This is a genomic window from Afipia sp. OHSU_II-C1 (assembly GCF_000497575.1).
Taxonomy (GTDB): Bacteria; Pseudomonadota; Alphaproteobacteria; order Rhizobiales; family Xanthobacteraceae; genus Afipia.
Window position 1 is genome coordinate 70,480 of record NZ_APJI01000030.1, and the last position, 23,511, is coordinate 93,990.

Consider the following 23,511-nt stretch of genomic DNA (forward strand, 5'->3'; position numbering starts at 1 on the left):
ATACTTTCAAATATTTATCAAGTTGATGAGGAAAGCGCGCGGCTGTGAAGATTTCCAAAATTCCATGAAAAGCTTGTCTGTGACGATTTTGTCGCAGGCATTCCTATGGAAATCCAATGCCGGATCAGATGCTTCCGACCGTTTTCAGGCGCGCCCGGGGATGGATTTCCGACTGCGACAGGACAGTTGTCTGGGCCCGGAAACGTTCCACCAGAGAGCGCACGAAAGGCCGGATCGCCGCTGACGTCACGAGCACAGGCGCTTCACCTTCACGGGCCGCCTGTTCGAAACGGTCGCGCACCGCGGTCATGAACTCGGACAGCTTGGACGGCTGCATCGCGAGGCTGCGTTCATCGCCGGTGCCGATCAGCGATTCCGCGAACGCCTGCTCCCACTTCGCGCTGAGTGCGATCAGCGGGAGGTAGCCGTTCATCGATGTGTTCTGCGCGCAGATCTGCCGCGCCAGACGGGTCCGCACATGCTCGGCCAGCGTTGCCGGATTACGTGAGAAGGCGAGTGCGTCGGCGATACCCTCAAGAATGGTCGAGAGGTCGCGGATCGAGATGCGCTCGGCCAGCAGCAATTGCAGGACGCGCTGAATGCCCGAGACCGTGATCTGGTTCGGGACGATATCCTTGACCAGTTCGCCCTGTTCCTTCGGCAGGTCGCGCAGGAGCTTCTGAACCTCGCCATAGGACAGCAGGTCGGACATATTGCCCTTGAGCAGCTCAGTGAGATGCGTAGAGAGGACGGTGGCGGAATCCACCACCGTATAGCCCTTGAGCGAGGCCTCTTCCTTCAGCGATGCATCGACCCAGGTTGCCGGCAATCCGAATGTCGGCTCGGTGGTGTGGGTGCCGGGAATGGTCACCTGGTTGCCCGATGGGTCCATGACCATGAACTGGTTGGCCCAGATGCGGCCGGTGCCGGCATCGACTTCCTTGATCTTGATGACGTAGGTGTTCGCCTCGAGCTGGACGTTGTCCAGAATGCGCACGGCCGGCATCACAAAGCCCATCTCTGTCGCGAGCGAGCGGCGCAGTGCCTTGATCTGGTCGGTGAGGCGGTCGGTGCCGTCCGGTCCGTTGACCAGCGGTAGCAGCGCGTAACCAAGCTCGATCTTGAGGTCGTCGATCTTCAGCGCACTCGAGATCGGTTCTTCGGCGGCGGCTGCGGCAGCCGCAGCCGCTGCCGGAGCGGCTGCCTCGCGGGCTTCCTCGACCTTGACCGCGCGATTGCGCGTGCGTGCATTCCAGGCCAGCCAGCCCGCACCGCCACCAAGCAGCAGGAACGGCAGCATCGGGATGCCTGGCAGAAGCCCAAGCACCAGCATCACGCCGGAAGACATGCCGAGCGCCTGCGGATAGCCCGACAACTGCTTCATCATGGCCTTGTCGGCGGCGCCGGTGACGCCCGCCTTCGACACAAGCAGGCCGGCAGCGGTCGAGACGATCAGCGCCGGGACCTGCGTGACAAGGCCATCGCCCACCGTCAGCAAAGTGTAGGTGCGTGCGGCATCCGCAAAACCCATGCCTTGCTGTGCGACGCCGATAATGATGCCGCCGATCACGTTGATGAACACCACGAGCAGGCCGGCGATGGCATCGCCGCGCACGAACTTGGAGGCGCCGTCCATGGCGCCGAAGAAGCCGCTTTCGTCTTCCAGTTCCTTGCGGCGCTGCTTTGCGACTTTCTCGTCGATCAGGCCGGCGGAGAGGTCGGCGTCGATCGCCATCTGCTTGCCGGGCATCGAGTCGAGGTGAAAGCGCGCCGCCACTTCGGCTATGCGGCCCGAACCCTTGGTGATCACGACGAAGTTCACGATCACAAGGATCGTGAAGACGATGATGCCGATGACGAAATTGCCGCCCATCACGAAATTGCCGAACGCTTCGATGACGTGTCCGGCGGCGGCGGTGCCTTCGTGGCCGTGCGACAGGATCAGGCGGGTGGACGCGAGGTTGAGCGACAGCCGCAGCATGGTCGAGATCAGCAGGACGGTCGGGAATGCTGAGAATTCCAGCGGGGTCTGAATGAACAGCGCCGTCATCAGGATCAGGATCGAGAGCGTGATCGAGATCGCCAGAAACAGGTCCAGCACCACCGCTGGCAGCGGCAGGATGAGAACCACAAGAATGGTGAGAACACCGAAAGCCAGCGCGAGGTCGCCGCGCCTGAGCATTCCGCCGATGTCGCTGAGGCTGGGAAATCCGGAGCCGGTTGCCGCAGTGCCCTGGCCCGCCGTTACATCAACCATTGTCGCCGCTTCCCCCCGCGAATGTCGCTCGCGAGCCCCAAAGGTTTGAGCGGCGGCCGAAGGGCCGCCGTTCCTAAAGTGAGGCACCGCACTGGCATCCACGGGCATTTCCCCCGTTCAGCGACCGACGACACTCGACTTCACCCGGCAAAATTTGCCCAGTTTATGGTTAGCAAAGAGTTAACGGGAAAGCCGAAGGCCGATAATGTCATGTGCAGGAGGATGTTATTCTCGCATAACCCCCATTCGGAGAATGACTTGACCGGCAACGCAAGGCCGACGAAGTTGCCTCCGTGCCGGTCTCCATCGATTCTGCCTCTCATCCAGCGGTCTTCACGCCGGACTCACGCGCGGCGTGGGCACGACTGGGTATTGCCCTCATTATCGGATCAATCGGCAGCGTCGGCATGTGGTCGGTGGTGGTGGTCATCCCCATCGTCCAGGCCGACTTCGGCGCCACCCGGGGCGCGGCGTCGCTGGCTTTCACCTGCACCATGCTCGGGTTTGGCCTCGGTGGTGTGGTAATGGGCAAGCTGTCGGACCGCTTTGGCATTGTGCCTGCGATCGCAATCGGTATCGTCGCCATGCTGCTGGGCTATGTCGGTGCCGGCTATGCGGCAGCGCTGTGGCAATTCAACCTGATGCACTTCCTGATCGGGCTCGGCGCCGCCGCGACCTTCGGGCCGCTGATGACCGAGGCATCGCACTGGTTCGATCGCCACCGCGGGCTGGCCGTCACCATCGCCGCCAGCGGAAACTACATCGCCGGCACATTCTGGCCCACTGTTGTCGAACGCGGCACGGCATATGCTGGATGGCGCGCCACACATATCGCGATTGGAATCGGCTGTACGATCGTTATGGCGATCGTTGTCGCAGTTCTGCGCTGGCAGATCGGCAGTGAAACCGTGCGCTCGCACGCAGATGCGCCGCCGCCGCGCGTCGATCTGCAGATCGGCACCAATGCGCTCACCGCCGTGCTGGGCATCGCGGCTATCGCCTGCTGCGTGGCAATGTCGATGCCGCAGGTTCATATCGTCGCCTATTGCGGCGATCTTGGTTACGGCGTGGCGCGCGGCGCCGAGATGCTGTCATTGATGCTCGCCTTCGGAATCGTCAGCCGGATCGGCTCCGGTTTCCTGGCCGACCGTATCGGCGGGTTACGCACACTGCTGGTCGGCTCGATCGCGCAGGGCGTCGCGCTGATGTTCTATCTGTTCTTCGATGGGCTGACGTCGCTGTACATTATCTCCGCGATGTTCGGCCTGTTTCAGGGCGGCATCGTGCCGAGCTACGCCATCATTATCCGGGAATCGATGCCCTCCAGCGTGGCCGCAACCCGCGTCGGTATCGTCATCTTCGCATCGGTTATCGGCATGTCGTTCGGGGGGTGGATTTCCGGTGTGATTTTCGATGCGACCGGTTCCTACGCCGCCGCCTTTCTGAATGGTGTAGGCTGGAACGCTTTGAATATTGCTATTGTCGTAGCGTTATTGCTCCGCGCCCGCCGGCGCATGGCGCTCGCCTGACAGCTATCTCCTCCTAAAGTCTTGACCCCGGCGAGCGCCCGTCCTAACGGACTTGCGCGCGAGGCGTCCGCGCCGGAACCAGGGCAGGCCGATGCAAGTCACGATGATGAAGGGCAAGATCCACCGCGCGCGGGTGACCGAGGCGGATTTGCACTACGAAGGCTCGATTTCGATCGACCGCACTCTGATCGACGCCGCCGGATTTCTGGTCAATGAGCGGGTCGACATCTACAACATCGACACCGGCGCGCGTTTCTCGACCTATGTGATCGAAGCGCCTGCGGGCTCTGGCATCATCGGCTTGAATGGCGCCGCCGCGCGGCTGGCGATGATGGGCGACAAGGTGATCATCGTCGCTTATGCGAATTTTGATGAAACCGAGGCACGGCAGCATCAGCCGCGCGTGGTTCTCGTCAATGAAAAGAATCAAAAGCTGTAGACTTGCGGCATGTGCCCGCATCCATCCTCCATCGTTGCAGACGGGATTTGATGCATGCATGAGAAGTTCGAAGCCGATTTGCGCGATCTCGCGGGCAAGGGCCGATTGCGATCGCTTCGTGGCCGCACCGGAATCGATTTCACGTCGAACGATTATCTGGGCCTCGCCGAGTCCGATGAACTGAAGTGCGCCGCAACCGAGGCGATCGCGCGCGGCGTACCCGTTGGATCCGGCGGGTCCCGTCTGCTGCGCGGAAATCAGGACGAGCATGAGGCGCTCGAAAGTGAAGCCGCTTCCTATTTCGGTGCGGAGACCGCGCTCTATTTCGGCGGCGGTTATGTTGCGAACTTCGCGATCTTTTCAACGCTGCCGCAGCAGGGCGATCTCGTCGTCCATGACGAACTGATCCACGCCAGCGTCCATGAAGGAATGCGCCGCGGACGCGCTGAAACCGTGAGTATTCCGCACAACAGTATCGATGCTTTCGACGCCGCTATCGTCCGCTGGCGTGCGGCCGGCGGCAAGGGACGGCCCTGGATTTCGGTCGAGAGCCTTTACAGCATGGATGGCGACAGCCCGGACATCGCGGGACTCTTGGCCGTTGCCGATCGTCATGACGGGATGCTGGTCATCGACGAGGCGCATGCAACCGGTGTGCTTGGGCCGCAAGGGCGGGGGCTTGCTGCGGCATGCGAGGGACGGGACAATGTCATTACATTGCATACCTGCGGGAAGGCGCTTGGCACGGTCGGCGGCTTCATCCTCGCGCCGCGTACGATCCGTGATTTTCTCGTCAACCGCGCACGTCCCTTCATCTTTGCAACCGCGCCGTCGCCGTTGATCGCGGCGATCACCCGTGCGGCCATTCATATTTCCAGGACCAATCCGGAGCGCCGCGAGCGGCTTGCGCGGCTGGTCCGGTTCGCGGGCGATGAACTCTATCGCCGCTGCAGCGTCGCGCCGTCCGGTTCGCAAATTCTTCCGGTGATCATCGGCGCGGATCGCGCAGCGGTCGCCGTCGCGGCATCCTTGCAACAACGAGGCTTCGATATTCGCGCCATCCGTCCGCCCACTGTTCCGGAAGGGACGGCGCGGCTGCGTATCGCGCTGACGTTGAATGTCGATGAGGCCACAGTCGCGTCGCTGTTCGAGGCTTTGGCCGAAGACATGCGGAAAGCGGCATGAGCGCGCGTATCGTCGTCACCGGCACCGATACCGGAATTGGCAAGACAGTCTTTTCAGCCGCGCTCGCGGGCGCACTCGATGCATACTATTGGAAACCGGTTCAGGCCGGCGTCGAAGAAGAGACCGATCGCGACGCCGTCGCGCGGTTGTCAGGTCTCTCCCAGGAACGCGTGCTGCGTGAGGCCTATCGGCTGTTAACGCCTGCCTCTCCGCATCTGGCGGCGAAGATCGATGGCATCACTATCGATCCGGAAGCGCTTGCCTTGCCGGAAGTTGATCGGCCGCTGGTGATCGAAGGGGCGGGCGGTCTGATGGTGCCGCTGACAGCAAGCCTCACATATATAGATGTCATGGCGCAATGGCGTGTACCGGTCGTGCTGTGCGCGCGCACGACGCTCGGGACTATCAATCACAGCCTGCTGTCGGTCGAAGCGCTCCGCGCGCGGAACATCCCGTTGCTCGGCATAGCTTTCATTGGCGATGAGAATGTGGAGTCGGAAACAGTGATTGCCAGCATGGGACAGGTGCGGCGTCTTGGCAGGCTGCCGCATCTGGCCTCGCTCACACACGAGACGTTGCGCGCGGCGTTCGCACAGCATTTTTCACCCGGTGACTTTCTGAAGGACGTGGCCTGATGATATCCAGATCTCCGGTATGGCATCCGTTCACGCAGCATGCGGTGCCACCCGAAGCGACGCTGATCTCGCGAGGCGAGGGCGCATGGCTCGAGGCGGCTGACGGCCGGCGCATTTTTGATGCGATTTCATCCTGGTGGGTGGTGACCCATGGTCATCGTCACCCTCGCATCATGCAGGCGATCAAGGACCAGGCCGACAAGCTCGATCAGGTCATCTTCGCCGGGTTTACCCATGAGCCGGCAGAGAAGCTTGCCCGGCATCTCGTTGCGATCACGCCGCCAGAGCTTGAATATGTTTTCTTCTCCGACAGCGGATCGACCTCGGTTGAAGTCGCACTCAAGATGGCATTGGGCTACTGGCGTCACGTCGGCGGAAAACGCAGCCGCATCCTCGCGCTCGAAGGCGCCTATCACGGCGACACGATCGGTGGCATGTCTGTCGGTGAACGCGGCGTCTTCAATGCGCCTTACGACCCGCTTCTCTTTGACGTAGAGCGAATTCCGTTCCCCGCATCCGGTTGCGAGCAGGAGACGTTCGATGCGCTGGCAATGGCATGCAGGCGCGGCGATGTTGCTGCACTGATCGTCGAGCCGCTTATTCTCGGTGCGGGCGGCATGCTGATCTATCCGTCGAATGTTCTGGCCGAGATGAAGCGCATCTGTGAGACGCACGAGGTTCTGTTCATCGCCGATGAAGTCATGACCGGATGGGGGCGCACAGGCACGTTGTTCGCATGCGAGCACGCCGGGATCGCGCCTGATATCGCCTGCTATTCGAAAGGGCTGACCGGCGGTTCGGTGCCGCTGGCGGTGACGCTCTGCCGTTCCGAAATTTTCGATGCGCATTACTCGACGGACCGCAGCAGGACGTTTTTTCATTCCAGCTCGTACACCGCGAACCCGATTGCCTGCGCAGCAGCGCTGGCCAATCTGGAAGTCTGGCAGAGCGAGCCGGTGATGGACCGCATCAATTCGCTTGCTACGTTACACAAAGAGAGGCTCGAACGGTTTCGCGGAGACAAGCGCTTCGCAGATGTTCGCCAGATCGGGACCATCGCGGCGCTCGATATCGTGGCGAAGGATGCCGGCTATCTGGCGGATATCGGTCCGCGGCTTTACCGCGGTTTTCTCGCGCGTGGCTTGCTGATCCGGCCGCTCGGCAACACGATCTACCTTATGCCACCCTATTGCAGCACGGCGGACGATCTGGACCAAGCGTACAGCGCTATCGATGATCTGACGAGCGAGGTTACCTGAGGTTGCCCACTCGCTGCGGTCATTGTATGGGGTGGTTTGCACCGTTGCCCGAAGGGGACCGGCGGGGCCTGTAGCTCAATGGTTAGAGCCGACCGCTCATAACGGTCTGGTTGCAGGTTCGAGTCCTGCCGGGCCCACCAACAATATCAATGGTTTGTGAAACGTCTGAATCGATTGGTTTCGGTCGTGCCAACGATACCGCCAACGTTTCGTTTTGGCGGCGATATCCGATGCTTTGAGCCGCCTGACGCAGGTGCTGTGGGTGATGATGGCCATAGACGCGATCAAGCATCTCAACTGACATGCCGAGAAAGCCTGCGGCTTCCCACTTATCGACGCCAGCTTGCATGAGCCAGGTCGCGGCGGTGTGGCGCAACGTATGCGGCGTCACTTGGCCATCGAGACCGGCAAGCTTCACGGCGCTCTTGAAGGCGGTCTTGACCGATTTCACAGGCTCGCCGTGCCATTCGACCACATACCGGTGCACGACGCCTTTGGCCTGCCAGCGCCGCAGATGAGCCAATAGGCGCGGCGGTATCGGTACCGGCGGTTGCCGCTTCTTGGTCTCTCGCTTACCCTCTGCCAGTCGATAAAAGATGCCGTTCTGCAAATCCACATAGGAGCGACCATCGCCACGCTCGATCGATGCACTTGCCACGGCAGCAGCTCGCGTACCGGTGTAAAGGCCGAGCAGTATGAACCGGGCGAGGTGGCGCAGGGGTCGCTTGTCCGTCAGAAGTTGTTCGCCCTTTCGAGTGCCGCGATGAATCGTCTGCGTCTCACGTGCACGCCAGCATGCCCAGATCAATGATGCCGCCTCAGACCGTGTCAGCCATCGTTCGCGCGGCTTGCCTTTGGCCGGCAGAACGACACGCACGATGCCGCGGTGGTAGCCTTCGCGGGCGTGGTGGTTGATCGCGGCGCGCAGGTCTTCAAGATCGCGGCGGGCGGAGCCATCATTTTTGCGCAAGCGCACGTATTCTCTACATGTCTCGCCGTTGACCTCCGATAGCTTGCGGTGGCCCCAGTAGTCATTAATTCGCTCGAGCCGAGCGAAAGCCTGCAAAGCGCGTTCGCTTTCGCTGAGCTTACGATCATCAACGTAAATTGAGATCACGTCGGCAATAGCGATCTCTTCGATGTCGAGCCGTTGGCGAGTTGGTTGGTGTTTTTGGGCAATGTAGGTCGCAAGGAACTTTTCTGCTGCTGCAGTTTCATGCGCAAGGCATCCCGTGGCGATATGCTTGCCTCGGTCGAGGACGACCCACGCAGCCGCTCTTTCAGTGCCTCCTTTGGCGTTTCTGACGTCGGGTCGAAGCCAGAGTCTGGCCCTCTTCGCTCTTCGCGGCATAATTCCCTCATTCGGTCGATTGCGTTGAGTGTGACGTAGTGCTTTCCCGCGATGCGCTCGATCACGAGTCTGCCGCGCGCGGCCTCCCGGCGCAGACCGGAGATCGTCATCGTGCCATCTGGGAAAGCTATGGATGCCGCCAACGAGAGTCGTAGTGGAGCATCTCGATCAAATTCCCGCGTCTGGTTTCTTTCGCGCATAGCCGTTCATCCAGAAGCCATAACTGACTTCATTTTTCGAGGATGACCGGACAATCGCTCAGTCGGGAATTTAGATAGCTACTCGGTCGGCGAGAAATGCACGCGACCTTTCATCTTAAGCGCAACATATGCTAAACGCGTTGAATTGTCGAGTGGAATCAGCGCGTGGTTAGTTCTCGAAAATCTGCGTGGCGCCCTCTACGAATGGTACGTCCAAGAAAGCCTTGCTTGTGCAAGAGGAGCGCCAATTCAGTCCGCTCTGCTGGCGATAGCGACATCTGCTCAGGATCACTGTTGCCGCGCACATCAGTGCCCGGCGCCCGTTTGTAGAATTCCGCCTTGAAAGTATATGTGGCAGTCTTCATTGAGCTTTGAATTCCCCACGTGAGCGGCTTTATGATGACCGCCTTTCTAGTGTCAGGATCATTCGGATAGTGCCGTTTGAGAGCTACCTCAATGCGTCCTTGGCTCGCTTCTATCAGTAGGTACATATGTGGTCGCCACTTAGGCGCGCGACCGTCAAATGTCTGCAAAGCATAGTCGAAGCCACCGATAATAGCCGCCCGCTTTATCGGACTCCGTTCGAGCTGCTTCCGTAGCCGTTCTTTGGCACGAGTTACTTCGAAGCGATCAAGCTCGCCGCGGGGAAGTGCAAGTTCAGCCGGGACAATACTTGCCGCGCACCAACGATCTGCATTGTTCATCACACATCTCGCGATTCTTGAGCACCAAACCATTCGGAATCGTCTGACGCATACGGGGCACGCTGCCGAGAGACAGCGAGTGCCGTTTCTGCAGTTCGCAAGAATGTCAACCAGTTGATCCGCATCAACCGATCTTCCTCTCAGGACCTTGACCAGATTTTTTCGGCTATCCGAGGCTGTATCGAAAGTCTCGAAGCCGCGGAGCTTCTGATTAGGATCGAGATCAGAAATCGGGTTCTCATCGAAAAAGCGGAATTTCATAAGGTGAGCTCGCACGTGTTTTGAATTGGTCCGTGATAATCGTAACTTTACATCGTTAGACAAGCGTCCCCGGCCTAATCAAATGACATTTAATATCTCAATTGTCGCGGACCTGTCCGCGACTGAAATAATTGCTCTCTTACAATACGCATTCAGTCGCGGACAAGACGGGGGCTGTATTTCTTCAAATTTCAGTCCCGGCCTAGTCCGCCACTGAAAGTGTTAGAATAATTCAATGTTTTTGCTTGGGAAGTCAAAAAACGCATGGCTAGCTGCAGTGTCAGACTTGTAAATAGCAGGTGAGTTGGCCCTTGCCCCGCAAGTCAGATCAACTTCAGCGACCTGCCAATACTAATTTTGGTGAGGTAACCAACGCCATGGAGGCTCTTCTCGAACCTGTAAATGCTTGATGCTGCAGCAAGCAGCGAGTTGAAATACAGGAGAGAAAAATGAAAAATAGAAACAGTCGCCAAAAGGCTCAACAGAACACTGTTACTGATGCGTCGGTTCCTCGCTCACGGAACTGGCCCTCGAAACATCGAAGAGACATAGCTGAGGGTTTGACCGTCTTGATCGAGGGTATGGAAAGCTTCCGGGAGGAGTTGGCGTATGAGATCAGAATCGCGGAATCGTTGCGAGATACGCTTCGGCGATAAATAATCTTAACTCGGGTGCAGCTACCATGATGCAGATCAAGGCGACTGTACCCGATCCATTTTGGCGATCTGACAATTGATGAGGAAAGTCTGTTTTCTTTCTTTATCAGTGCTCTCGATGGGCCCATAGCACACTCCGCCTGAACGAAAGCGTCTTCCCAGGAACTCGTAAATGCCGGTTAGGCCGTTGCGTTTCAACGGTGATGAACACATGGGAGATGTGTCGTGATACTTTCAACTGATGCCGTCATGATGGAATATGTCGGGAGAATGATAGCTGACTTTTGTCAGAACCTCGACGGTTTCGACAAAGCAACTGCCAGCAACCACTCGACGAGAGATGCCGCGTTCATCAGTTTTCTTCAAAGCGCGGTCAAATATGGTGCTGCTACACATGCGTATCTAGCAGATGAGAAGGCGGACGAATTCCGCGCCACGGAGCGGCTGATTAAGCACTGGGGCTGGATTTTCCCAGGCGCTACTCTTGAAATTGAGGATCCAAGCGAAATTTTCTGGACGAAGCTGAGGGGAAAGCGATCTCGTTACTTTCCAACTGGATGGGAACGTCCCGATCCCGAGTATCCCGCGCCTCAATGGCCAAATTGAGCAGCGGGGTATAAAGTAGACGATTGTGCTAGAACCTAGGAGTTAATAACGGAATCGGATGCGGCAGGCCATCCGACTTATTAGACGGCCCGCCGCATTGCCAGGGCTAAGTCCTATCGTTTGCCGAATGCAAAAGTGTCTGTGCCTTTATCCGTCTCGAATTTTACTCGAACAATGTTGCAACCTAGGCCGTAACATCCCCACATGTATTTCTCGCCAATCTTGAGAGTTCTTGGCGCTTCCTTCTTTTTGCACTCCCGCCTGTCATTGACGATCATATCGTCGATCGTGATCGGTGAGTCGCCGATGTTCGTAACCGTGAACGTATAGCCCTGATCGAGAAGCTGCACTTCTAGCGGCAGTGAGCCTGAACCGGCAAGTTTCAGAAGGAGAAATAATCCTACAATGATTGCCAGTACGATTTGCCACCATGGCCAGCTCTTCTTTGACTGAACTGCAACGGTTGGAATGGGTGGTGGTTGATTAGTCATGGAAATAGTCCCTTTGCGAAATTTGGTGTGCCAATATCGGGATTGGTGCGCTCAATAGGCCGAGAACGTCGCCATGAGGCTGTTTGGCTTTTCGAGGAATGTGAGAGTGCAATCACGATGACCGGGCGTGCCCGTCGTAACCTGTAGTCTGCCCCTCAGCACGGTCGGCTTGGTGTCGCTAAGTTGGCCACGCAGCTGATAGGTCCAAGCACGCCGGTCTGCGTAGCTGCCGTTGAGTTCGATCCGGCCGAGCGGGTCAATGCGGCCTTCAAACCTCTCTACGCCGTCGCCGGACATGAGAGCCCGTTCACCGGTCAAAACACCTTTAGTGTAGGAAAGGGTTATTGGGCTGGTGAATGGCTTGGCTTTGGTCGGATTAGCCGTCAGAGCCGAGCAATCTAGACGGGCCGGTAGTGTGGCGGGATCAGCCGCAGCGGCGTTCCCCAGGAAGAGCGCGGCCGGAATGCAAATTAAATAGCGAAGCATGTTGTCCTCGTTGCTGAAGCTAGTTTAGTGGGTTTTAATTATACACTTTAGTGTATAGAAGTGGCGAGCAGTTTTGTTTGCCATCCCGCCATGGATATTCGGCGGTTGATCGGTGAAAACATTCGGGTGAGAAGGGAGGCGGCCAAGCTCTCGCAAGAGGCTTTGGCGGCTAAGGTAGGTGTTGAGCAGAGCTATCTTAGCGGATTGGAAAGTGGCAACCGCAATCCTACCGCTGTGACCCTCTGGCACGTGGCCGTTGCTTTAAAGATCAAGCCCGGCGCTTTGTTTGATCCGCCTCCCGCCGATCTGGCTTCCAAGTCAAAGAAGCGCGGTCGTCCTAGGGGCGGCTGACTAGTATTCTTCCGCCAACATCAGGGTGATCACCCGTTCCGTGACAGCTGGGTCGGCCGGATCCGGTGAGTGATATGTCAAAGTACAGTCGAGATAGTCGATTTTGAAGAACACCTCGTGCCCGTCGAAGTTAAACGCACCGAAGTCGTGTTCTCCGTGGGGGTCATTGGCAGCGCAGAAGTTATTGAAGGTAGCGACCGTCAGGATGAGCCTTTGAACAGCTTCCTGACCCATAGCGGCTATTCCTGGTGTCATGACGGCCTTACCGCCTGAAAAGTGCTGGCGAAATTCGTCATTGAGCGCACGTATCCGATCCGTGTTGACGGTCATTGTCGTCTCCTGAATGTAAGGGATGGGTTGGGTAGTCGGAGAGGGAGACTGGCCCGATCTTGTCAGGGCCAGTCTTAACGCTCAGACCGGGCCGGGATTGACCAGTGCAACCGTGTTGATGTGGCGCTGGAAGGTCGGCTGTTTCGGGAAGTCTCTGAACCTGAGGGTCAGGATTTCATCTTCCCGCTTTAAAACGACGGCTTCCCACCAGCCATCGTCAACGCTTTCGTGAATCAGCACCATGTGACCGGGCTCAATGCCGGCCCAGTCACGCGGCAACCCCGATGTCACCGGTGATTTGCAGGCGACGGCAGGGGTATCGGCCGCAGCCTTTGAAGTCCCGCCTTTCTCAAATTTCTCCAGCATGGCGTTGACCGGATTGGTGCCTGCTTTCTTGTCCGGCGGCAGCTTCTGAGCCGCCTCCAGCTTGTCATACAGGTCACGCCGGATATTCGGGATGAAGGCTTTGCCGGACGAATATACCCGTCCAATTGGCAGCCTCATGCCGAGCTCGGTAAAAGCAGCAGAGTGGTCATGAACGATCCGGCACTTCATGTCCAAGGCGGCAGAAGCGATGTCATCCCGTAAGCCCTGCGGGAATCTGGCTCCTCGTGATTTGCCGTTATCGTCGATGCCAAAGGCAAAGAGCGGACTAACGGGCACCTTTTCAGACTTCTTATCGCTTGGCTTTGTCATGCGCGCCTCCCAAAAAAGCAGAAGGGGCCCAATTGGGCCCCTTGATCTGTCGATAGCGTGTGATTTTGGCGCTTGCGCCGGTGTTTTCGATGTCTTGTCACGGAGTATCTCCAAGTATTTAAAACTGCAAAGTCGTGAATCGACTGTGCAATCAAAGTATAGCTCAAATTGACGTTGGCAAAAAGCCGAAAATAACCTCTTAAATACATGAATTTACTGCGGTTTTAGGCGTTTTCTGTCGCATTTCTGAAACAGTGAGCAATAGGTGATCTGGCATCGTTTTTTGTCATCGATGCGATTGCCGTTGCAAAGGTTTAGGCCGTCGGCGGCGCAATAGCGCCAAACGGCGTGCTGAATAAATCTCGGAAAATTAGTCGGATAGGCGGCGTTGAATTGGCGTGCATCGATGTGCTGCGACGTGGTGCGCAGAATGTCGGCACAGTTCCCGGGGGCATAGCAGGCTGGGCCGTAGGCGTGAGCCGTGCCCAGCCTGTCCAGTATTCCCGTTCGGTGGAAAAAGTTATGCACCAAAGTGTCAATCGCGATCATGTCCTTGCCGACCGCGAACCAGCGTGGCCGAGCTCGGCCAGCACCAAGCAGGAGTTGAGACAGCGTCATGGTCAGGATTTTATCCGATAAGCCCGTGATGCCCCTGAGAGGGCCGACAATAGCTTCGGCCATAGCTCCGCTGCCACCCGCACAAGCGGCAAACTGCTGATCGATCCAGCCGATCAAATCACCCTGAGCGATATCGCCTACGAATAAATAGAAGCTGTAGGCAAGTTGATTGAGTCGGCCATTTCGCAGCCGGTGCCGCGGAAGAGCGCAGTTGTCGATGTGATCGGGCTCGTGGCAGCTAAAACTGCCCTTGTCGTAGCGACAGTCGCTAAACAACCAATAGCTTCGAAGCTTCGGACAACTGGGCTCGCTATCGAAACCGGCCTTGATATCCACCCACCGAGCATTGCCGTAGCGAGCGAGATAATCTCGCGCCACCCGATCCGAAATGCCCTGAAAGCTGAAGCTGTCCATCAGCCAGTCAAAGATTCTGGGATTGTCGTGTCGTCTGATCGCGCCGGGGATCCCGGAGTGTCTGGCGCTTGCGACAATATCTTCCAGAAGCGTCAGCGAGCCACTAAGCGTGCAAACGCGCTGGATGATCTCCACGGTGGAAGCAAGGGCATCTGCTGGCAGCTTCGAATGCGGGTGTTTGGGCTGTTCATTTTGTACCGCCTTGCCTTTGCGCTGGTTGCCTAGAGCAGCGATACCAACCTCCGCTGCGCGTCGCTATCGCCGTCGATATATCGCTGCGTGGTCTGGATGGAGCGATGACCGGCAAGCAACTGGACGTCCCGAAGCGATCCGCCTGCTTTATGAACCAAGCGCGCAGCGCGCGTGATGAACGTTCTGCGGCCGGAGTGCGATGAACAGCCCTCAAGACCTAGCGCCTGATAGGCTCTGGAGAACCAGACCACGATGCTGAGCGGCGTCATCTGCCCGCCGCGTTCCGAGCCTACTACGGTGCCGTTCACCTGAAATTTCTGTTTGCTCACGATCGCGTTCTTGTGCGCGACCAAGGCCTCACCAAGATCGGCGTGCACCGGAATGATGCGGCCGCCTCCCATCTTCGCGGCGTAATCGCGCAGCTCAATAACTTGGCTGATATCGCCATCAGGTCGCAAGATCATTAGCCAAGTGAGCTTTGCGATCTCAGCAGCGCGCAGACCAGCCTTCATTGAAAGCAGGACGATCACACGGTTACGAAGAGGGTGGCGAGAGCGCTCGGCGAAAAACAGTAAATCGTCGACATGATCGTCAGAAAGTATCTTGGCTTGTTTGCCGGGCATCTCATCAACGAAATCGAGTCAGTGAGGCGATTCTAGTTGAGCATTTTCGCTGCGCAACGGAAATATTGCGTATTTCAAAGCGATAAGCTTTTCACGCGAAGCTATCGAGTTGAGCCCTCTGTGATGGTCAGCTGAAATTGTCCGAAAAATCGATCTTGTAAAGTATCGCGTTCGTGATGTTACGAGCGATGCAACAGGAGAACGATATGAGGACTGTGGATGAGGAATACGCCGCAGGAATAGCTTACGGCATTAGTGCTCACAGAGGAGGATGCCTTGGTGGGTACTATGAGTATACTGTGGAGATAACTGCCGAAGCTTTCAAGAGACGGAAGGAAATGCGCGCTTACCAAATCGAACGGATGTGCAAGGGAAAAAAGGTAAAAGAATTATCAGATCTCACCCTACAAGACGATTTGGTTGTTTTGTTCGGCCCTGGCTTGTCAGCGAAGGACGCCATCGCTTCTTTAAAGCAAGTTATTAAGAACATTAAAAAGGGTGGGTTGTTAGTTGGGCGTGATCCAAAAGACTTTGACGTCGTAGAGACAGTGAGTGGAGACATAACGCGTATACCCTGAAGACAGAGGCGAGCGTTCTTATTGGTCGCTCGCTTCTTGTTTATGTGTGAGTGTGCGCTCAGCTTAACTGCAGAGCTTTCGACGAAATGCTTATCAGTTGATCGCACGCCGTTGAGCATGTCGCTTCCACCATCTGATGGTTCGAATCCTTCCGCCCCATCTCTATCCGAATAACAAATTCCTAGGGAATGCGAGCTTTGCCAACTCCGGCGGGAGGACATTTTGCAGGTCGACGGCATTTGGTGCATGAAGATGGATCCAGAGGCCGGATCGCTAAAGACAGCAAGCTCGGGCGCCGCGCACAGTGGTGAGGGTTAGAGCGATCGGGAGTTTTTTTGCTTCACGAGGGGGCGCTGGTTTTCCCGATCTTGACGATCGTTTCTACAGTGACCGAGACGGCAAATAGCACTTTTGGTTCTTCCTCCAGGCGACTGGACCGGTCATGGCTCTCTTCGACATACATAATCCGGACGCACATCCTGATTATACGAAGCTTCGCACTGCGGAATTTCCGATTGAAAAAGAAATCAAGGCTGGGCTTGAAGCGTTGTGGACACGGTACGAGCCTTACGCTGATGCAAATTTTCGCCAGGAGTTTTCGCGGCAGCCCGACAATCGTTTCTGGGAGATGTACCTGACGGTCCGTCTGCTGGACGCGGATAAAAAGGTGCGTCTAAAGGCGGGCGTGGTTCGCGCGGCACGGGACTTCGGACCGGACATTTGCATCTGAAAGGAACACGGAGAATCTGGATTGAGGCTGTGTCACCCGATCAAGGACACCAAGACAACCTCGACAAGGTCTCCAACTTACCTGAAGATGGGCGCGTCGATGCCGAGGACGAGCGCCGCAGGGTCGAACTAAGGATCACCGCCGCTCTTGCGAGCAAAATCGACAAGTTCAGAACTTACCGTGATGCGGGGATTATCGACGAGCGAGATTCTTGTGTCGTCGCTATCTCAGGGGGGCAGTTTGCGCTGCAGGCTATTCACCTTGGGCTGCCGCCGCCTGTGACTTCCGTGTATCCCTTCGGCGGGGAACAGGTTGTGTTCAACCCACAAGCCCGTCGCTTCAACTCGGTCTTCGGTGTCGCGCCGGAGATTGTGCGCGGTGTAGGACCAGCTGTGCAGAGGACAGCATTTCAGGAGCCGGCAAACGCGCTAATCAGCGGCCTCATATGGTCGCGGCGCTCGATCGGCAACTTCCTTGGACAACCGGACGATTTCGTATTCGTCCAAAGTCAGGTCGGCAAACGGCCCGTACGCCGGGCGTGGCTCAAATGGGCTGAAGCGTATTTCGTGGTCGAAGACGGCCGACAGCTTTGGGCGATCAAGAGCGGCAGGGACCGCAAGACGTTCAGGACGGCCTCCGGATTCAAGTAGGGGGTGCGCCGCCGATCTGGGGTAGCTTGGGTGCGGGCGGGGTGCCGGGCTCACGTTCTTGTTGCTTCGTATAACTTGCTATTTGTTCAAGCTATTGAAATACAAAAGATATTCGCAACAACCTCAGATTGAGCTATTCGGTACTCATAAGTCCGTTGACTTTTCGCGCAGGCGCCCCATATGATGTTCGGAAATCGAACATGGAGCGTATGCATGGACGCGGCCGCGATCGAGTTGGAGCAGACGTTCGATAAGAAGATGCCCGAACTCATTTCGGCATTGAGGGCTTGGTTCGAGGAAGAGACAACCCCTATCGACGGCGTCGTCGATGAAGCCGATGTGCCTTCGGGTGAGGGCGGATCAATCGTCGGAATGCGCCCTGCGATCGACTCTAAACGGGTCGTGGACGCGACGGTTATCACAAAGAAGGTCCTAGGCATTCCCCTACCACCGGCCATCATTAAGCCCGGTGGTTACAACAGCTGCGAGGAAATGATCGATGACATCGTGCCCAAGCTCAAGAAGGTGTTTACGGGTGAGATCAAGGTGAGAACGCCAAAGCCCGTGAAGCAGCCAGAAGCAGCGTGAGGACGAGATGAGTGACGAGGCTGAACAATGGAAGCTCATCGGTGATCGACTCCGGCAAGCACGTGAATATCTTGAATTGAAGCAGGAAGAAGCTGCCGATGCCGTCGGCGTCTCCCGGTCGGCGTTGTCCTTGATTGAAAATGGTCGACGCAAGGTCGACGCGGTCGAGCTCGCGCGCTTCGCCGAAGTCTATAGCCAAACGATCGAAGCCCTTTCAGGAACTGCCAGCACACCTCCGTTGCCTGAGAGTGTTCAGGCGCTCGCACGCGCGGCGACCGAGCTGTCGGCCGACGACCGCGATGAATTGTTGCGCTTCGCCGAGTTTCTCCAGGCGCGCAGTCCGCGGAGCGCCCCCCGTGGCTAGATCACCCGTTGCAGCCACTCGTCTTGATGCTGTTGCCGCGGCTAAACGCGTGCACGAGGAGCTTGGCCTGCAATCTCGCGTGACACATGGATCGGGCATCATTGATGTCTTCGAGGCGATCGCTGAGCTCGGCATTCCGCTTATGTTCAAGCCGCTGAACTCGGCGCTCGGACTGTGCCTACCGGCGCCATTGCGGGGAATCATGGTTACGACAAAGCGTGGCCTGCACATTCAACGTTTTACTGCGGCCCACGAACTAGGGCACGTGGTGCTTAATCACCGCGGCAGCATCGACAAGGTCATCTTGGAGCGAGGGCCATTGGTGCCGACCGGAGGGCGGGATCTACAGGAGGTGGCCGCTGATGCTTTCGCAGCCGAGTTCCTTTTGCCCCGCTGGCTATATCGCCATCACATCCGCACGCAGGGATGGACTGTTGCGCGACATCTACGCAACCCCGACATTATCTATCAGCTCTCACTGCGCATGGGGGCAAGTTACGAAGCGACATGTTGGGGGCTCGTGGGCCATCAGATACTCCCTCAGGGCGAGGTTGACGAACTGCGCAAGGCAAAGGTCGCTCAGTTGAAGGCCTCGCTTGGCGAGGAATTCCGGCCGAACGACAGCTGGGCGGACGTCTGGCGGCTGACCGGTAAGGACGATGGCGCTGAGATTATCGGCAATCCCGAAGATCTCCTTCGCATCGATCTTGAGGAGGAGGCTGGCAGCGGCCACCAGTGGCAAGTGGAGGCCCTTCGGTTAGCAGGTTACGAGGTCCTTTCGGACAAATCGTCGTTCTCCCGCGATCCTGTACATTATGGTGCTCCGTCGGTGCGTTCGCTCATCGCTCGCCCGCCCCCGAGCGGGACCGGCCCGCTGACAATGCGTGAGACCCAACCTTGGAATCCCGTGGCGGCCGACGATCCGACCTTCTCGTTCGCTCTGTCGTTGCAAGGTCGAGAAACCGGTGGCCTATCGCGCGCCAACCGCCGTCGTTTGGGAAGGCAAACTTGATAGCCGTGCGTGCCGATCTCCGTCCCGGCCTCCAACCGGTTCGCTTCCAAGGGCGCAGGATGTCGTGCCTAGCCTTTGCCAGTTCGACCGCGCACGAACACAGGGCAGGCATCACCGAGCATCTGAGCGTCGAGTATTTGTTTTATCATTCCGTGGAGCGAATGCCCGGCAAGAATCCATCTGCAGGCACGACGATGCACGCGGCCGCTGGTGCGCTCTGGGACGAGGGACAGCCTGTCGAGACTGCCTGGCCTTACAATCTCCTGCCGGTAGTCCCGTGGAACCAACCGGCCCTTAAGACACCGCTCTACAAACGGCGGATGTCGGTGGGCGCGCTGACCTTTGATGAGATCGTTAAAGTTCTGGATGGAGGGCAAACAGTCGTTTGCGGCCTGATCATGACCCAAGCCTTCTACCAGCCCGACACCATCGGCCGCATACCAGATCAAAGTCCCGACCCTGAGCGCGGCGGTCACGCGGTGCTGGCCGTGGGCCACGGTGTGCAGCGCGACGGCATCGAGTGCCTGTTGATCCGAAACAGCTGGGGCACAGCCTGGGGAGTTGGCGGCTACGGCTGGCTGTCTCGCGCTTACATCGCCCGACAATTGCGTGAAACCGCGACATTGGCCTAGGAGGTCGATATGGAATTGATCAAAGCTCAAACTGCACCGAACGTCTGGCTCGCGGCCGTCGAATATCTTGAGCAATGCGAAAATCAAGAGGACTTTGACGTCATCCTGCATGTAACTGATCCGACAGTGCTGTCGAAGCCGGATCGCGCTGTCTACCAAGAGGTCGACAAGTTCTTCACCGATCATGGCGCCTTCAGCATCCATACCGTCGCTGAGACGATCTTCCCTCTCGACGAGTACCTGCGAAAGGGCGCGAGCAACGTTTACAATGAGTTTCCAGGAAAAATCCGGGAAATCCAGAAAGGACGCACCGACAGCAATTGGGGAAGCTATGCCTATCGCTTCCTGCGGCAGCAGGACGCGCATGGCGCGATATTTAATCCCTTGGAGGAGCTCGTTGCCAAGATCAAGGCACACGGGAAATATCGCGCCTCATTTGAGCTCAATGCGGGGCGCCCGATTGAAGAAGACATTCCAATTTACGATGCTGTGACCGATCGCAAACGTCTTTATGGCGGCCCTTGTTTGAGTCACCTCAGCATCAAGGTCCACGACGGAAAAGTGCGATTGAATGCGACGTATCGGTCCCACTACTATGTGCGCCGCTTGCTCGGCAACCTGGTCGGCCTTGGCCGACTACAATACTTCATCGCAAAAGAGACAAACCTCGCGGTCGGAGGTCTGACGATCAATTCAACGTTCGCCCGTCTCGATAGCGGCTCGAGTGACAGTTGTGGCAAGTGGGGCAAGCGCGATGTCGAAATGCTGATCGCTCGCTGTCGCGATCTGTACAGGGCCACACCTGCTGCGGCTTGAAGGAATTCAGATCGATGAATCCACAAAACCATCTTCTAAAGATGCAATGGGCCCAACTTAAGCATGATGAGGCATACCATAAGGATGTCGTAATCATGCCGCTTGCGGAGCGCATCAAGCATATGGCTCTCCACAACGCGAAATATGTCGCCTATTTTTTCGAGGCCCTTGACCAAGGCGACGGCGCCAAGTTGACGAAGACGCTGACGGACGCGTTCATCATAGTGCTCGCAAGTGCCAATACCCTCAACCAGGACATCGGTCGTGACCTTGGCGAGGGTGCCGAGGCGGCTGTGTCGTTCCCCTCACTCGGCGCGAGCCTCGCTAACGAACTCGGCAAGGACGGCGACGATTATTGGCTTGTTCGCAACTTTGCTCGTCACACAGGGCGTCTGGCCAAAGTCTGCGAATCCTGGGATCATCTGGAAAGCATTGTATTTCGAGACGAGATGAAGCAATGCAATCTGCAACTGCTCAAGGTGATCCTCGCGGAGGCGAGCGCAAGGCAGTTGGACATAGCTGAGGCCTATCAATCGCGTATGCGCCAGGTGGAAACGCGTTCGATCTTTGATCAGCTTTTCCGGGAAGGGGCAGGGGGTGAAGCGTAATGTTCTGGGGCGGTTCGCGTTTGAAGGATGAGTTGCCGAACCTCATCACCGACTATACCGATGACCGCATCGATGGGGCGGCCTACCGTCTGCGGGTTGGCCCGGAGGTCTACGTCTCGCCTACCGGAGAGCCCGATGATCCGCGCAACAAGCCCAAGACTCAGTTGGGTCCTGGGCAAGGCTTTACAGTCCCGGCAGGGCAATTCGGATTCCTCCTCACTGAAGAGAACGTCAAGGTGCCGCCGACAGCGATCGCCTTCATTTCGATGCGGGCAAGCTACAAGTTCCAGGGTTTGGTGAACGTATCCGGTTTCCACGTCGACCCAAATTATGATGGACGGTTGATCTTCTCCATCTTCAATGCGGGACCGGGGCCGGTTCATCTCGCGCGGGGAGAGGAGTGCTTTCTGATCTTCTACTCCACCCTTGATCGGCCAGAGGACGTCAAAGTCAAGGAGGGCCACGACTCGATTCCGTCGAATCTCACGGGCCCCATTGCGGGCGGATTGCAGTCATTTGCTGGCCTGCTGTCGAAGATCAACGAAAACGACAAGAAGGTTTCTGACCGCGTCAACACGCTGGAGCGTGAGCAAGCCATCCTGAAATGGGCCATCGCGCTCGCCGTCGGCGCTCTCATCTCGGTGGGATTGCGCGATTGCTCGTTCACGCGACCATCGGACCAAGCGAAGTCCGGCATTTCTGCACCAGCCCCGCGTGCGCCGTGACCCCTGCGCGCCCGGAGCTGTTAACGGGGAGCGCAAAATCCGGTACTATCAGGCGATTCTTATAGGCGTATCGGCGCCCAATCGGTGCGTTCGCGCTGTGCCGGCTATTCCAGCGCTTAAGGTTATCAGGGGCCATGGTACCAACACCGGTTTTCGAGACTTATTGGCGCTTTGCAGCCGAGCGTCAGGCAATGTACTTTCGACGAATGGCGGACCCCGTTGGCCCTTGGACCAAGGACCCGATTCTCGCGAACTTTCGATTCACGAACGCCTATCGTGCAAGTGATCGCGTGAGTCAATATTTGATCCGGGAGATCCAATATCATCCAGATCGCTCATCGAGACCCTCCGAAGTCTTTTTCCGGACTATCCTCTTCAAGTTGTTTAATCGGATAGACACGTGGGAAGAGCTTGAACGGTGCCTTGGCCCGCTCGTCTGGGACCGTCTCGATCTGAATGTGGTTGCAAAGACGCTCAATCGCATGATGGATCGCGGAACCAAGCTCTATTCGGCGGCATACATCATGCCGTCGCCCCCGCTTGGTCATAAACGCAAGCACGCAAACCATCTTGCCTTGCTGGCGCGGATGATGGAGGATCGTCTTCCCGACCGGATTTGCCAGGCTCCGACGCTCCAAGACATTTACGAACTACTCCTCAGCTATCCCGGGATAGGTCCCTTCCTCGCGTTTCAGTACGCGATTGACTTGAATTACGCTGCCTTTCTTACCCATGCTGAAAGTGATTTTGTCGTTGCCGGTCCTGGGGCGGCTGACGGCATCGCGAAGTGCTTTACCAACACGGGCGGCCGGCGCGCAGAAGACGTCATCCATTGGGTTTGTGATCGGCAGGAGGAGGCGTTTCGTTCCGCCGGGATCAAATTCCAGGACCTCTTTGGGCGTCGGTTGCAGCCCATTGATTGTCAAAATCTCTTCTGCGAAATCTCCAAATATGCGCGCGTTGCGCATCCCGAAATTCGTGGCGTCACTGGACGAACCCGCATCAAGCAGCTCTATCGTCAGGCTGCTGAACCGCCGCAGACGCCGGTGTTCCCTCCGCGTTGGGGCCTGCGTGTCCCCAATGAGAGGGTACCAATATCGACGACGAAGGAGCGAATAGAGTTATTCGCATGACGCAGGACCGAAAGGCCAAATCCGACGAGGATAACAAAACTTCGAAATGGATGGTGGCGTTGCCGATCATCGCGTCAGCTCTGGTGCGGATTGTGTACGCGCTCGGTGCGGTGGCACTCATCTTTGCCCTAATTCAGGTCGTTCGCGCAAGTTATTCTCTTCCTGCAGCCATCGATCCTTCGAAGTTCGTCGATCAACATGGGCCTGCGGTTCTCGGGATCCCTATTGCTGCGATCGCTGCGCTTTTGCTCGTCAGCCTCACACGTGCGCTCGATGGTCCGATGTCATTCGATCTTTTTGGGTTGAAATCAGAAGGCGCCGCGGCAACCTGTATCATCTGGGCCGTTCTTTTCCTCGTCATATCTCTCACGCTTCGTGCCCTTTGGTAGGCA

General features: G+C 57.3%; 28 protein-coding genes, 1 tRNA gene and 1 pseudogene. 20 read left to right on the forward strand and 10 right to left on the reverse strand.

Features of this window, described 5'->3' with window-relative positions:
• Positions 1 to 124: 124 nt before the first annotated feature.
• Positions 125 to 2,257 carry a flagellar biosynthesis protein FlhA gene (gene flhA, locus I554_RS0124860; protein ID WP_024576199.1) on the reverse strand — a complete coding sequence of 711 codons (2,133 nt, stop codon included), beginning with the start codon at positions 2,255 to 2,257 and terminating at the stop codon, positions 125 to 127.
• A gap of 293 nt (positions 2,258 to 2,550) precedes the next feature.
• Here flhA and I554_RS0124865 point away from each other — a divergent pair, with 293 nt between their 5' ends.
• The 6 genes from I554_RS0124865 (at position 2,551) to I554_RS0124890 (ending at position 7,444) form a co-directional block, all read left to right on the forward strand.
• Positions 2,551 to 3,786 (forward strand): MFS transporter, encoded by a 1,236-nt coding sequence (locus I554_RS0124865; RefSeq protein ID WP_024576200.1) that lies wholly within the window; start codon positions 2,551 to 2,553, stop codon positions 3,784 to 3,786.
• Positions 3,787 to 3,877: 91 nt separating this feature from the next.
• On the forward strand, positions 3,878 to 4,225 hold the full coding sequence (gene panD / locus I554_RS0124870; protein ID WP_024576201.1) for an aspartate 1-decarboxylase: 348 nt from the start codon (positions 3,878 to 3,880) through the stop codon (positions 4,223 to 4,225).
• 54 nt (positions 4,226 to 4,279) lie between these two features.
• The gene (locus I554_RS0124875) at positions 4,280 to 5,410 is read left to right on the forward strand and encodes an 8-amino-7-oxononanoate synthase (protein ID WP_024576202.1); all 1,131 of its coding nucleotides are present in this window, start codon (positions 4,280 to 4,282) and stop codon (positions 5,408 to 5,410) included.
• Positions 5,407 to 6,045, forward strand: coding sequence for a dethiobiotin synthase (gene bioD / locus I554_RS0124880; protein ID WP_024576203.1), 639 nt, complete (start codon positions 5,407 to 5,409; stop codon positions 6,043 to 6,045). The genes I554_RS0124875 and bioD overlap by 4 nt, the downstream gene beginning before the upstream one ends.
• A complete protein-coding gene (locus tag I554_RS0124885; protein WP_024576204.1) occupies positions 6,045 to 7,304 on the forward strand; it encodes an adenosylmethionine--8-amino-7-oxononanoate transaminase in 1,260 nt (419 codons plus the stop codon). The genes bioD and I554_RS0124885 overlap by 1 nt, the downstream gene beginning before the upstream one ends.
• Positions 7,305 to 7,368: 64 nt before the next feature.
• Positions 7,369 to 7,444 (forward strand) — tRNA-Ile (locus I554_RS0124890).
• A 176-nt stretch (positions 7,445 to 7,620) separates the two neighbouring features.
• Here the strand turns inward: I554_RS0124890 and I554_RS26090 are convergent.
• The 3 genes and pseudogenes from I554_RS26090 to I554_RS0124905 all read right to left on the reverse strand — a co-directional run.
• Positions 7,621 to 8,421, reverse strand: a pseudogene (locus I554_RS26090) (tyrosine-type recombinase/integrase); the annotation flags it as partial.
• Positions 8,418 to 8,765 carry an excisionase gene (locus tag I554_RS27705; protein ID WP_244432856.1) on the reverse strand — a complete coding sequence of 116 codons (348 nt, stop codon included), beginning with the start codon at positions 8,763 to 8,765 and terminating at the stop codon, positions 8,418 to 8,420. The pseudogene I554_RS26090 and the gene I554_RS27705, both read right to left, overlap by 4 nt.
• Positions 8,766 to 9,013: 248 nt before the next feature.
• The gene (locus I554_RS0124905) at positions 9,014 to 9,559 is read right to left on the reverse strand and encodes a hypothetical protein (RefSeq protein WP_024576206.1); all 546 of its coding nucleotides are present in this window, start codon (positions 9,557 to 9,559) and stop codon (positions 9,014 to 9,016) included.
• A gap of 1,142 nt (positions 9,560 to 10,701) precedes the next feature.
• Between I554_RS0124905 and I554_RS0124915 the strand changes: the two genes are divergently transcribed.
• A complete protein-coding gene (locus I554_RS0124915) occupies positions 10,702 to 11,082 on the forward strand; it encodes a hypothetical protein (RefSeq protein WP_152527647.1) in 381 nt (126 codons plus the stop codon).
• A 113-nt stretch (positions 11,083 to 11,195) separates the two neighbouring features.
• On the opposite strand, the gene I554_RS0124920 is transcribed toward I554_RS0124915, so the two are convergent.
• Positions 11,196 to 11,573, reverse strand: coding sequence for a hypothetical protein (locus tag I554_RS0124920; protein ID WP_024576208.1), 378 nt, complete (start codon positions 11,571 to 11,573; stop codon positions 11,196 to 11,198).
• 51 nt (positions 11,574 to 11,624) lie between these two features.
• Positions 11,625 to 12,059, reverse strand: a complete 435-nt coding sequence (locus I554_RS0124925) for a hypothetical protein (RefSeq protein WP_024576209.1) — start codon at positions 12,057 to 12,059, stop codon at positions 11,625 to 11,627.
• A gap of 60 nt (positions 12,060 to 12,119) precedes the next feature.
• Between I554_RS0124925 and I554_RS0124930 the strand changes: the two genes are divergently transcribed.
• Positions 12,120 to 12,410 (forward strand): helix-turn-helix transcriptional regulator, encoded by a 291-nt coding sequence (locus I554_RS0124930; protein WP_244432857.1) that lies wholly within the window; start codon positions 12,120 to 12,122, stop codon positions 12,408 to 12,410.
• Here the strand turns inward: I554_RS0124930 and I554_RS0124935 are convergent, their stop codons facing one another.
• The 4 genes from I554_RS0124935 to I554_RS0124950 form a co-directional block, all read right to left on the reverse strand.
• Positions 12,411 to 12,740 carry a DUF3768 domain-containing protein gene (locus I554_RS0124935; RefSeq protein ID WP_024576211.1) on the reverse strand — a complete coding sequence of 110 codons (330 nt, stop codon included), beginning with the start codon at positions 12,738 to 12,740 and terminating at the stop codon, positions 12,411 to 12,413.
• An 81-nt stretch (positions 12,741 to 12,821) separates the two neighbouring features.
• On the reverse strand, positions 12,822 to 13,436 hold the full coding sequence (locus tag I554_RS25865) for a hypothetical protein (protein WP_034473632.1): 615 nt from the start codon (positions 13,434 to 13,436) through the stop codon (positions 12,822 to 12,824).
• Between the two features lie 213 nt (positions 13,437 to 13,649).
• The gene (locus I554_RS27710; RefSeq protein ID WP_244432858.1) at positions 13,650 to 14,603 is read right to left on the reverse strand and encodes a hypothetical protein; all 954 of its coding nucleotides are present in this window, start codon (positions 14,601 to 14,603) and stop codon (positions 13,650 to 13,652) included.
• 86 nt (positions 14,604 to 14,689) lie between these two features.
• A complete protein-coding gene (locus I554_RS0124950) occupies positions 14,690 to 15,283 on the reverse strand; it encodes a site-specific integrase (RefSeq protein ID WP_024576214.1) in 594 nt (197 codons plus the stop codon).
• 206 nt (positions 15,284 to 15,489) lie between these two features.
• Between I554_RS0124950 and I554_RS0124955 the strand changes: the two genes are divergently transcribed.
• The 12 genes from I554_RS0124955 (at position 15,490) to I554_RS0125010 (ending at position 23,508) form a co-directional block, all read left to right on the forward strand.
• Complete coding sequence (locus tag I554_RS0124955; RefSeq protein WP_152527646.1) at positions 15,490 to 15,861, forward strand: hypothetical protein; 372 nt, start codon at positions 15,490 to 15,492, stop codon at positions 15,859 to 15,861.
• 442 nt (positions 15,862 to 16,303) lie between these two features.
• A complete protein-coding gene (locus tag I554_RS0124960; RefSeq protein WP_024576216.1) occupies positions 16,304 to 16,591 on the forward strand; it encodes a hypothetical protein in 288 nt (95 codons plus the stop codon).
• Between the two features lie 29 nt (positions 16,592 to 16,620).
• Entirely contained in the window at positions 16,621 to 17,241 is a 621-nt protein-coding gene (locus tag I554_RS0124965) for a hypothetical protein (RefSeq protein WP_024576217.1), read from the forward strand.
• Positions 17,242 to 17,454: 213 nt separating this feature from the next.
• On the forward strand, positions 17,455 to 17,829 hold the full coding sequence (locus I554_RS0124970; protein ID WP_024576218.1) for a hypothetical protein: 375 nt from the start codon (positions 17,455 to 17,457) through the stop codon (positions 17,827 to 17,829).
• A 7-nt stretch (positions 17,830 to 17,836) separates the two neighbouring features.
• Positions 17,837 to 18,193: a helix-turn-helix transcriptional regulator gene (locus I554_RS0124975; protein WP_024576219.1), complete on the forward strand. Its 357-nt coding sequence runs from the start codon at positions 17,837 to 17,839 to the stop codon at positions 18,191 to 18,193.
• A complete protein-coding gene (locus tag I554_RS25870) occupies positions 18,186 to 19,205 on the forward strand; it encodes an ImmA/IrrE family metallo-endopeptidase (protein ID WP_024576220.1) in 1,020 nt (339 codons plus the stop codon). Before I554_RS0124975 ends, I554_RS25870 begins: the two co-directional genes overlap by 8 nt.
• 5 nt (positions 19,206 to 19,210) lie before the next feature.
• The gene (locus I554_RS0124985) at positions 19,211 to 19,837 is read left to right on the forward strand and encodes a C1 family peptidase (protein WP_192819833.1); all 627 of its coding nucleotides are present in this window, start codon (positions 19,211 to 19,213) and stop codon (positions 19,835 to 19,837) included.
• A gap of 9 nt (positions 19,838 to 19,846) precedes the next feature.
• Positions 19,847 to 20,653, forward strand: coding sequence for a hypothetical protein (locus tag I554_RS26095; protein ID WP_024576222.1), 807 nt, complete (start codon positions 19,847 to 19,849; stop codon positions 20,651 to 20,653).
• 14 nt (positions 20,654 to 20,667) lie between these two features.
• Entirely contained in the window at positions 20,668 to 21,261 is a 594-nt protein-coding gene (locus I554_RS26100; protein WP_024576223.1) for a hypothetical protein, read from the forward strand.
• A complete protein-coding gene (locus I554_RS0125000; RefSeq protein ID WP_024576224.1) occupies positions 21,261 to 21,986 on the forward strand; it encodes a hypothetical protein in 726 nt (241 codons plus the stop codon). The genes I554_RS26100 and I554_RS0125000 overlap by 1 nt, the downstream gene beginning before the upstream one ends.
• A 134-nt stretch (positions 21,987 to 22,120) precedes the next feature.
• Positions 22,121 to 23,119: a nucleotide kinase domain-containing protein gene (locus I554_RS0125005; protein ID WP_024576225.1), complete on the forward strand. Its 999-nt coding sequence runs from the start codon at positions 22,121 to 22,123 to the stop codon at positions 23,117 to 23,119.
• On the forward strand, positions 23,116 to 23,508 hold the full coding sequence (locus I554_RS0125010) for a hypothetical protein (RefSeq protein WP_024576226.1): 393 nt from the start codon (positions 23,116 to 23,118) through the stop codon (positions 23,506 to 23,508). The genes I554_RS0125005 and I554_RS0125010 overlap by 4 nt, the downstream gene beginning before the upstream one ends.
• Positions 23,509 to 23,511: the final 3 nt, after the last annotated feature.

Excerpts from the sequence above, each read along its gene's own strand:
- I554_RS26095 (WP_024576222.1), top strand. The coding sequence starts at position 19,847 with ATGGAATTGATCAAAGCTCAAACTGCACCGAACGTCTGGCTCGCGGCC.
- I554_RS0124875 (WP_024576202.1), top strand. The coding sequence starts at position 4,280 with ATGCATGAGAAGTTCGAAGCCGATTTGCGCGATCTCGCGGGCAAGGGC.
- I554_RS26100 (WP_024576223.1), top strand. The coding sequence starts at position 20,668 with ATGAATCCACAAAACCATCTTCTAAAGATGCAATGGGCCCAACTTAAG.
- I554_RS0124960 (WP_024576216.1), top strand. The coding sequence starts at position 16,304 with ATGGCTCTCTTCGACATACATAATCCGGACGCACATCCTGATTATACG.
- I554_RS0124950 (WP_024576214.1), bottom strand. The coding sequence starts at position 15,283 with ATGCCCGGCAAACAAGCCAAGATACTTTCTGACGATCATGTCGACGAT.
- flhA (WP_024576199.1), bottom strand. The coding sequence starts at position 2,257 with ATGGTTGATGTAACGGCGGGCCAGGGCACTGCGGCAACCGGCTCCGGA.
- I554_RS0124955 (WP_152527646.1), top strand. The coding sequence starts at position 15,490 with ATGAGGACTGTGGATGAGGAATACGCCGCAGGAATAGCTTACGGCATT.
- I554_RS0124925 (WP_024576209.1), bottom strand. The coding sequence starts at position 12,059 with ATGCTTCGCTATTTAATTTGCATTCCGGCCGCGCTCTTCCTGGGGAAC.
- I554_RS0125000 (WP_024576224.1), top strand. The coding sequence starts at position 21,261 with ATGTTCTGGGGCGGTTCGCGTTTGAAGGATGAGTTGCCGAACCTCATC.
- I554_RS0125010 (WP_024576226.1), top strand. The coding sequence starts at position 23,116 with ATGACGCAGGACCGAAAGGCCAAATCCGACGAGGATAACAAAACTTCG.
- I554_RS0124970 (WP_024576218.1), top strand. The coding sequence starts at position 17,455 with ATGGACGCGGCCGCGATCGAGTTGGAGCAGACGTTCGATAAGAAGATG.
- I554_RS0124935 (WP_024576211.1), bottom strand. The coding sequence starts at position 12,740 with ATGACCGTCAACACGGATCGGATACGTGCGCTCAATGACGAATTTCGC.
- I554_RS0125005 (WP_024576225.1), top strand. The coding sequence starts at position 22,121 with ATGGTACCAACACCGGTTTTCGAGACTTATTGGCGCTTTGCAGCCGAG.
- I554_RS27705 (WP_244432856.1), bottom strand. The coding sequence starts at position 8,765 with ATGACGATCTCCGGTCTGCGCCGGGAGGCCGCGCGCGGCAGACTCGTG.
- bioD (WP_024576203.1), top strand. The coding sequence starts at position 5,407 with ATGAGCGCGCGTATCGTCGTCACCGGCACCGATACCGGAATTGGCAAG.
- I554_RS0124885 (WP_024576204.1), top strand. The coding sequence starts at position 6,045 with ATGATATCCAGATCTCCGGTATGGCATCCGTTCACGCAGCATGCGGTG.
- I554_RS0124920 (WP_024576208.1), bottom strand. The coding sequence starts at position 11,573 with ATGACTAATCAACCACCACCCATTCCAACCGTTGCAGTTCAGTCAAAG.
- I554_RS0124905 (WP_024576206.1), bottom strand. The coding sequence starts at position 9,559 with ATGAACAATGCAGATCGTTGGTGCGCGGCAAGTATTGTCCCGGCTGAA.
- panD (WP_024576201.1), top strand. The coding sequence starts at position 3,878 with ATGCAAGTCACGATGATGAAGGGCAAGATCCACCGCGCGCGGGTGACC.
- I554_RS25865 (WP_034473632.1), bottom strand. The coding sequence starts at position 13,436 with ATGACAAAGCCAAGCGATAAGAAGTCTGAAAAGGTGCCCGTTAGTCCG.
- I554_RS0124975 (WP_024576219.1), top strand. The coding sequence starts at position 17,837 with ATGAGTGACGAGGCTGAACAATGGAAGCTCATCGGTGATCGACTCCGG.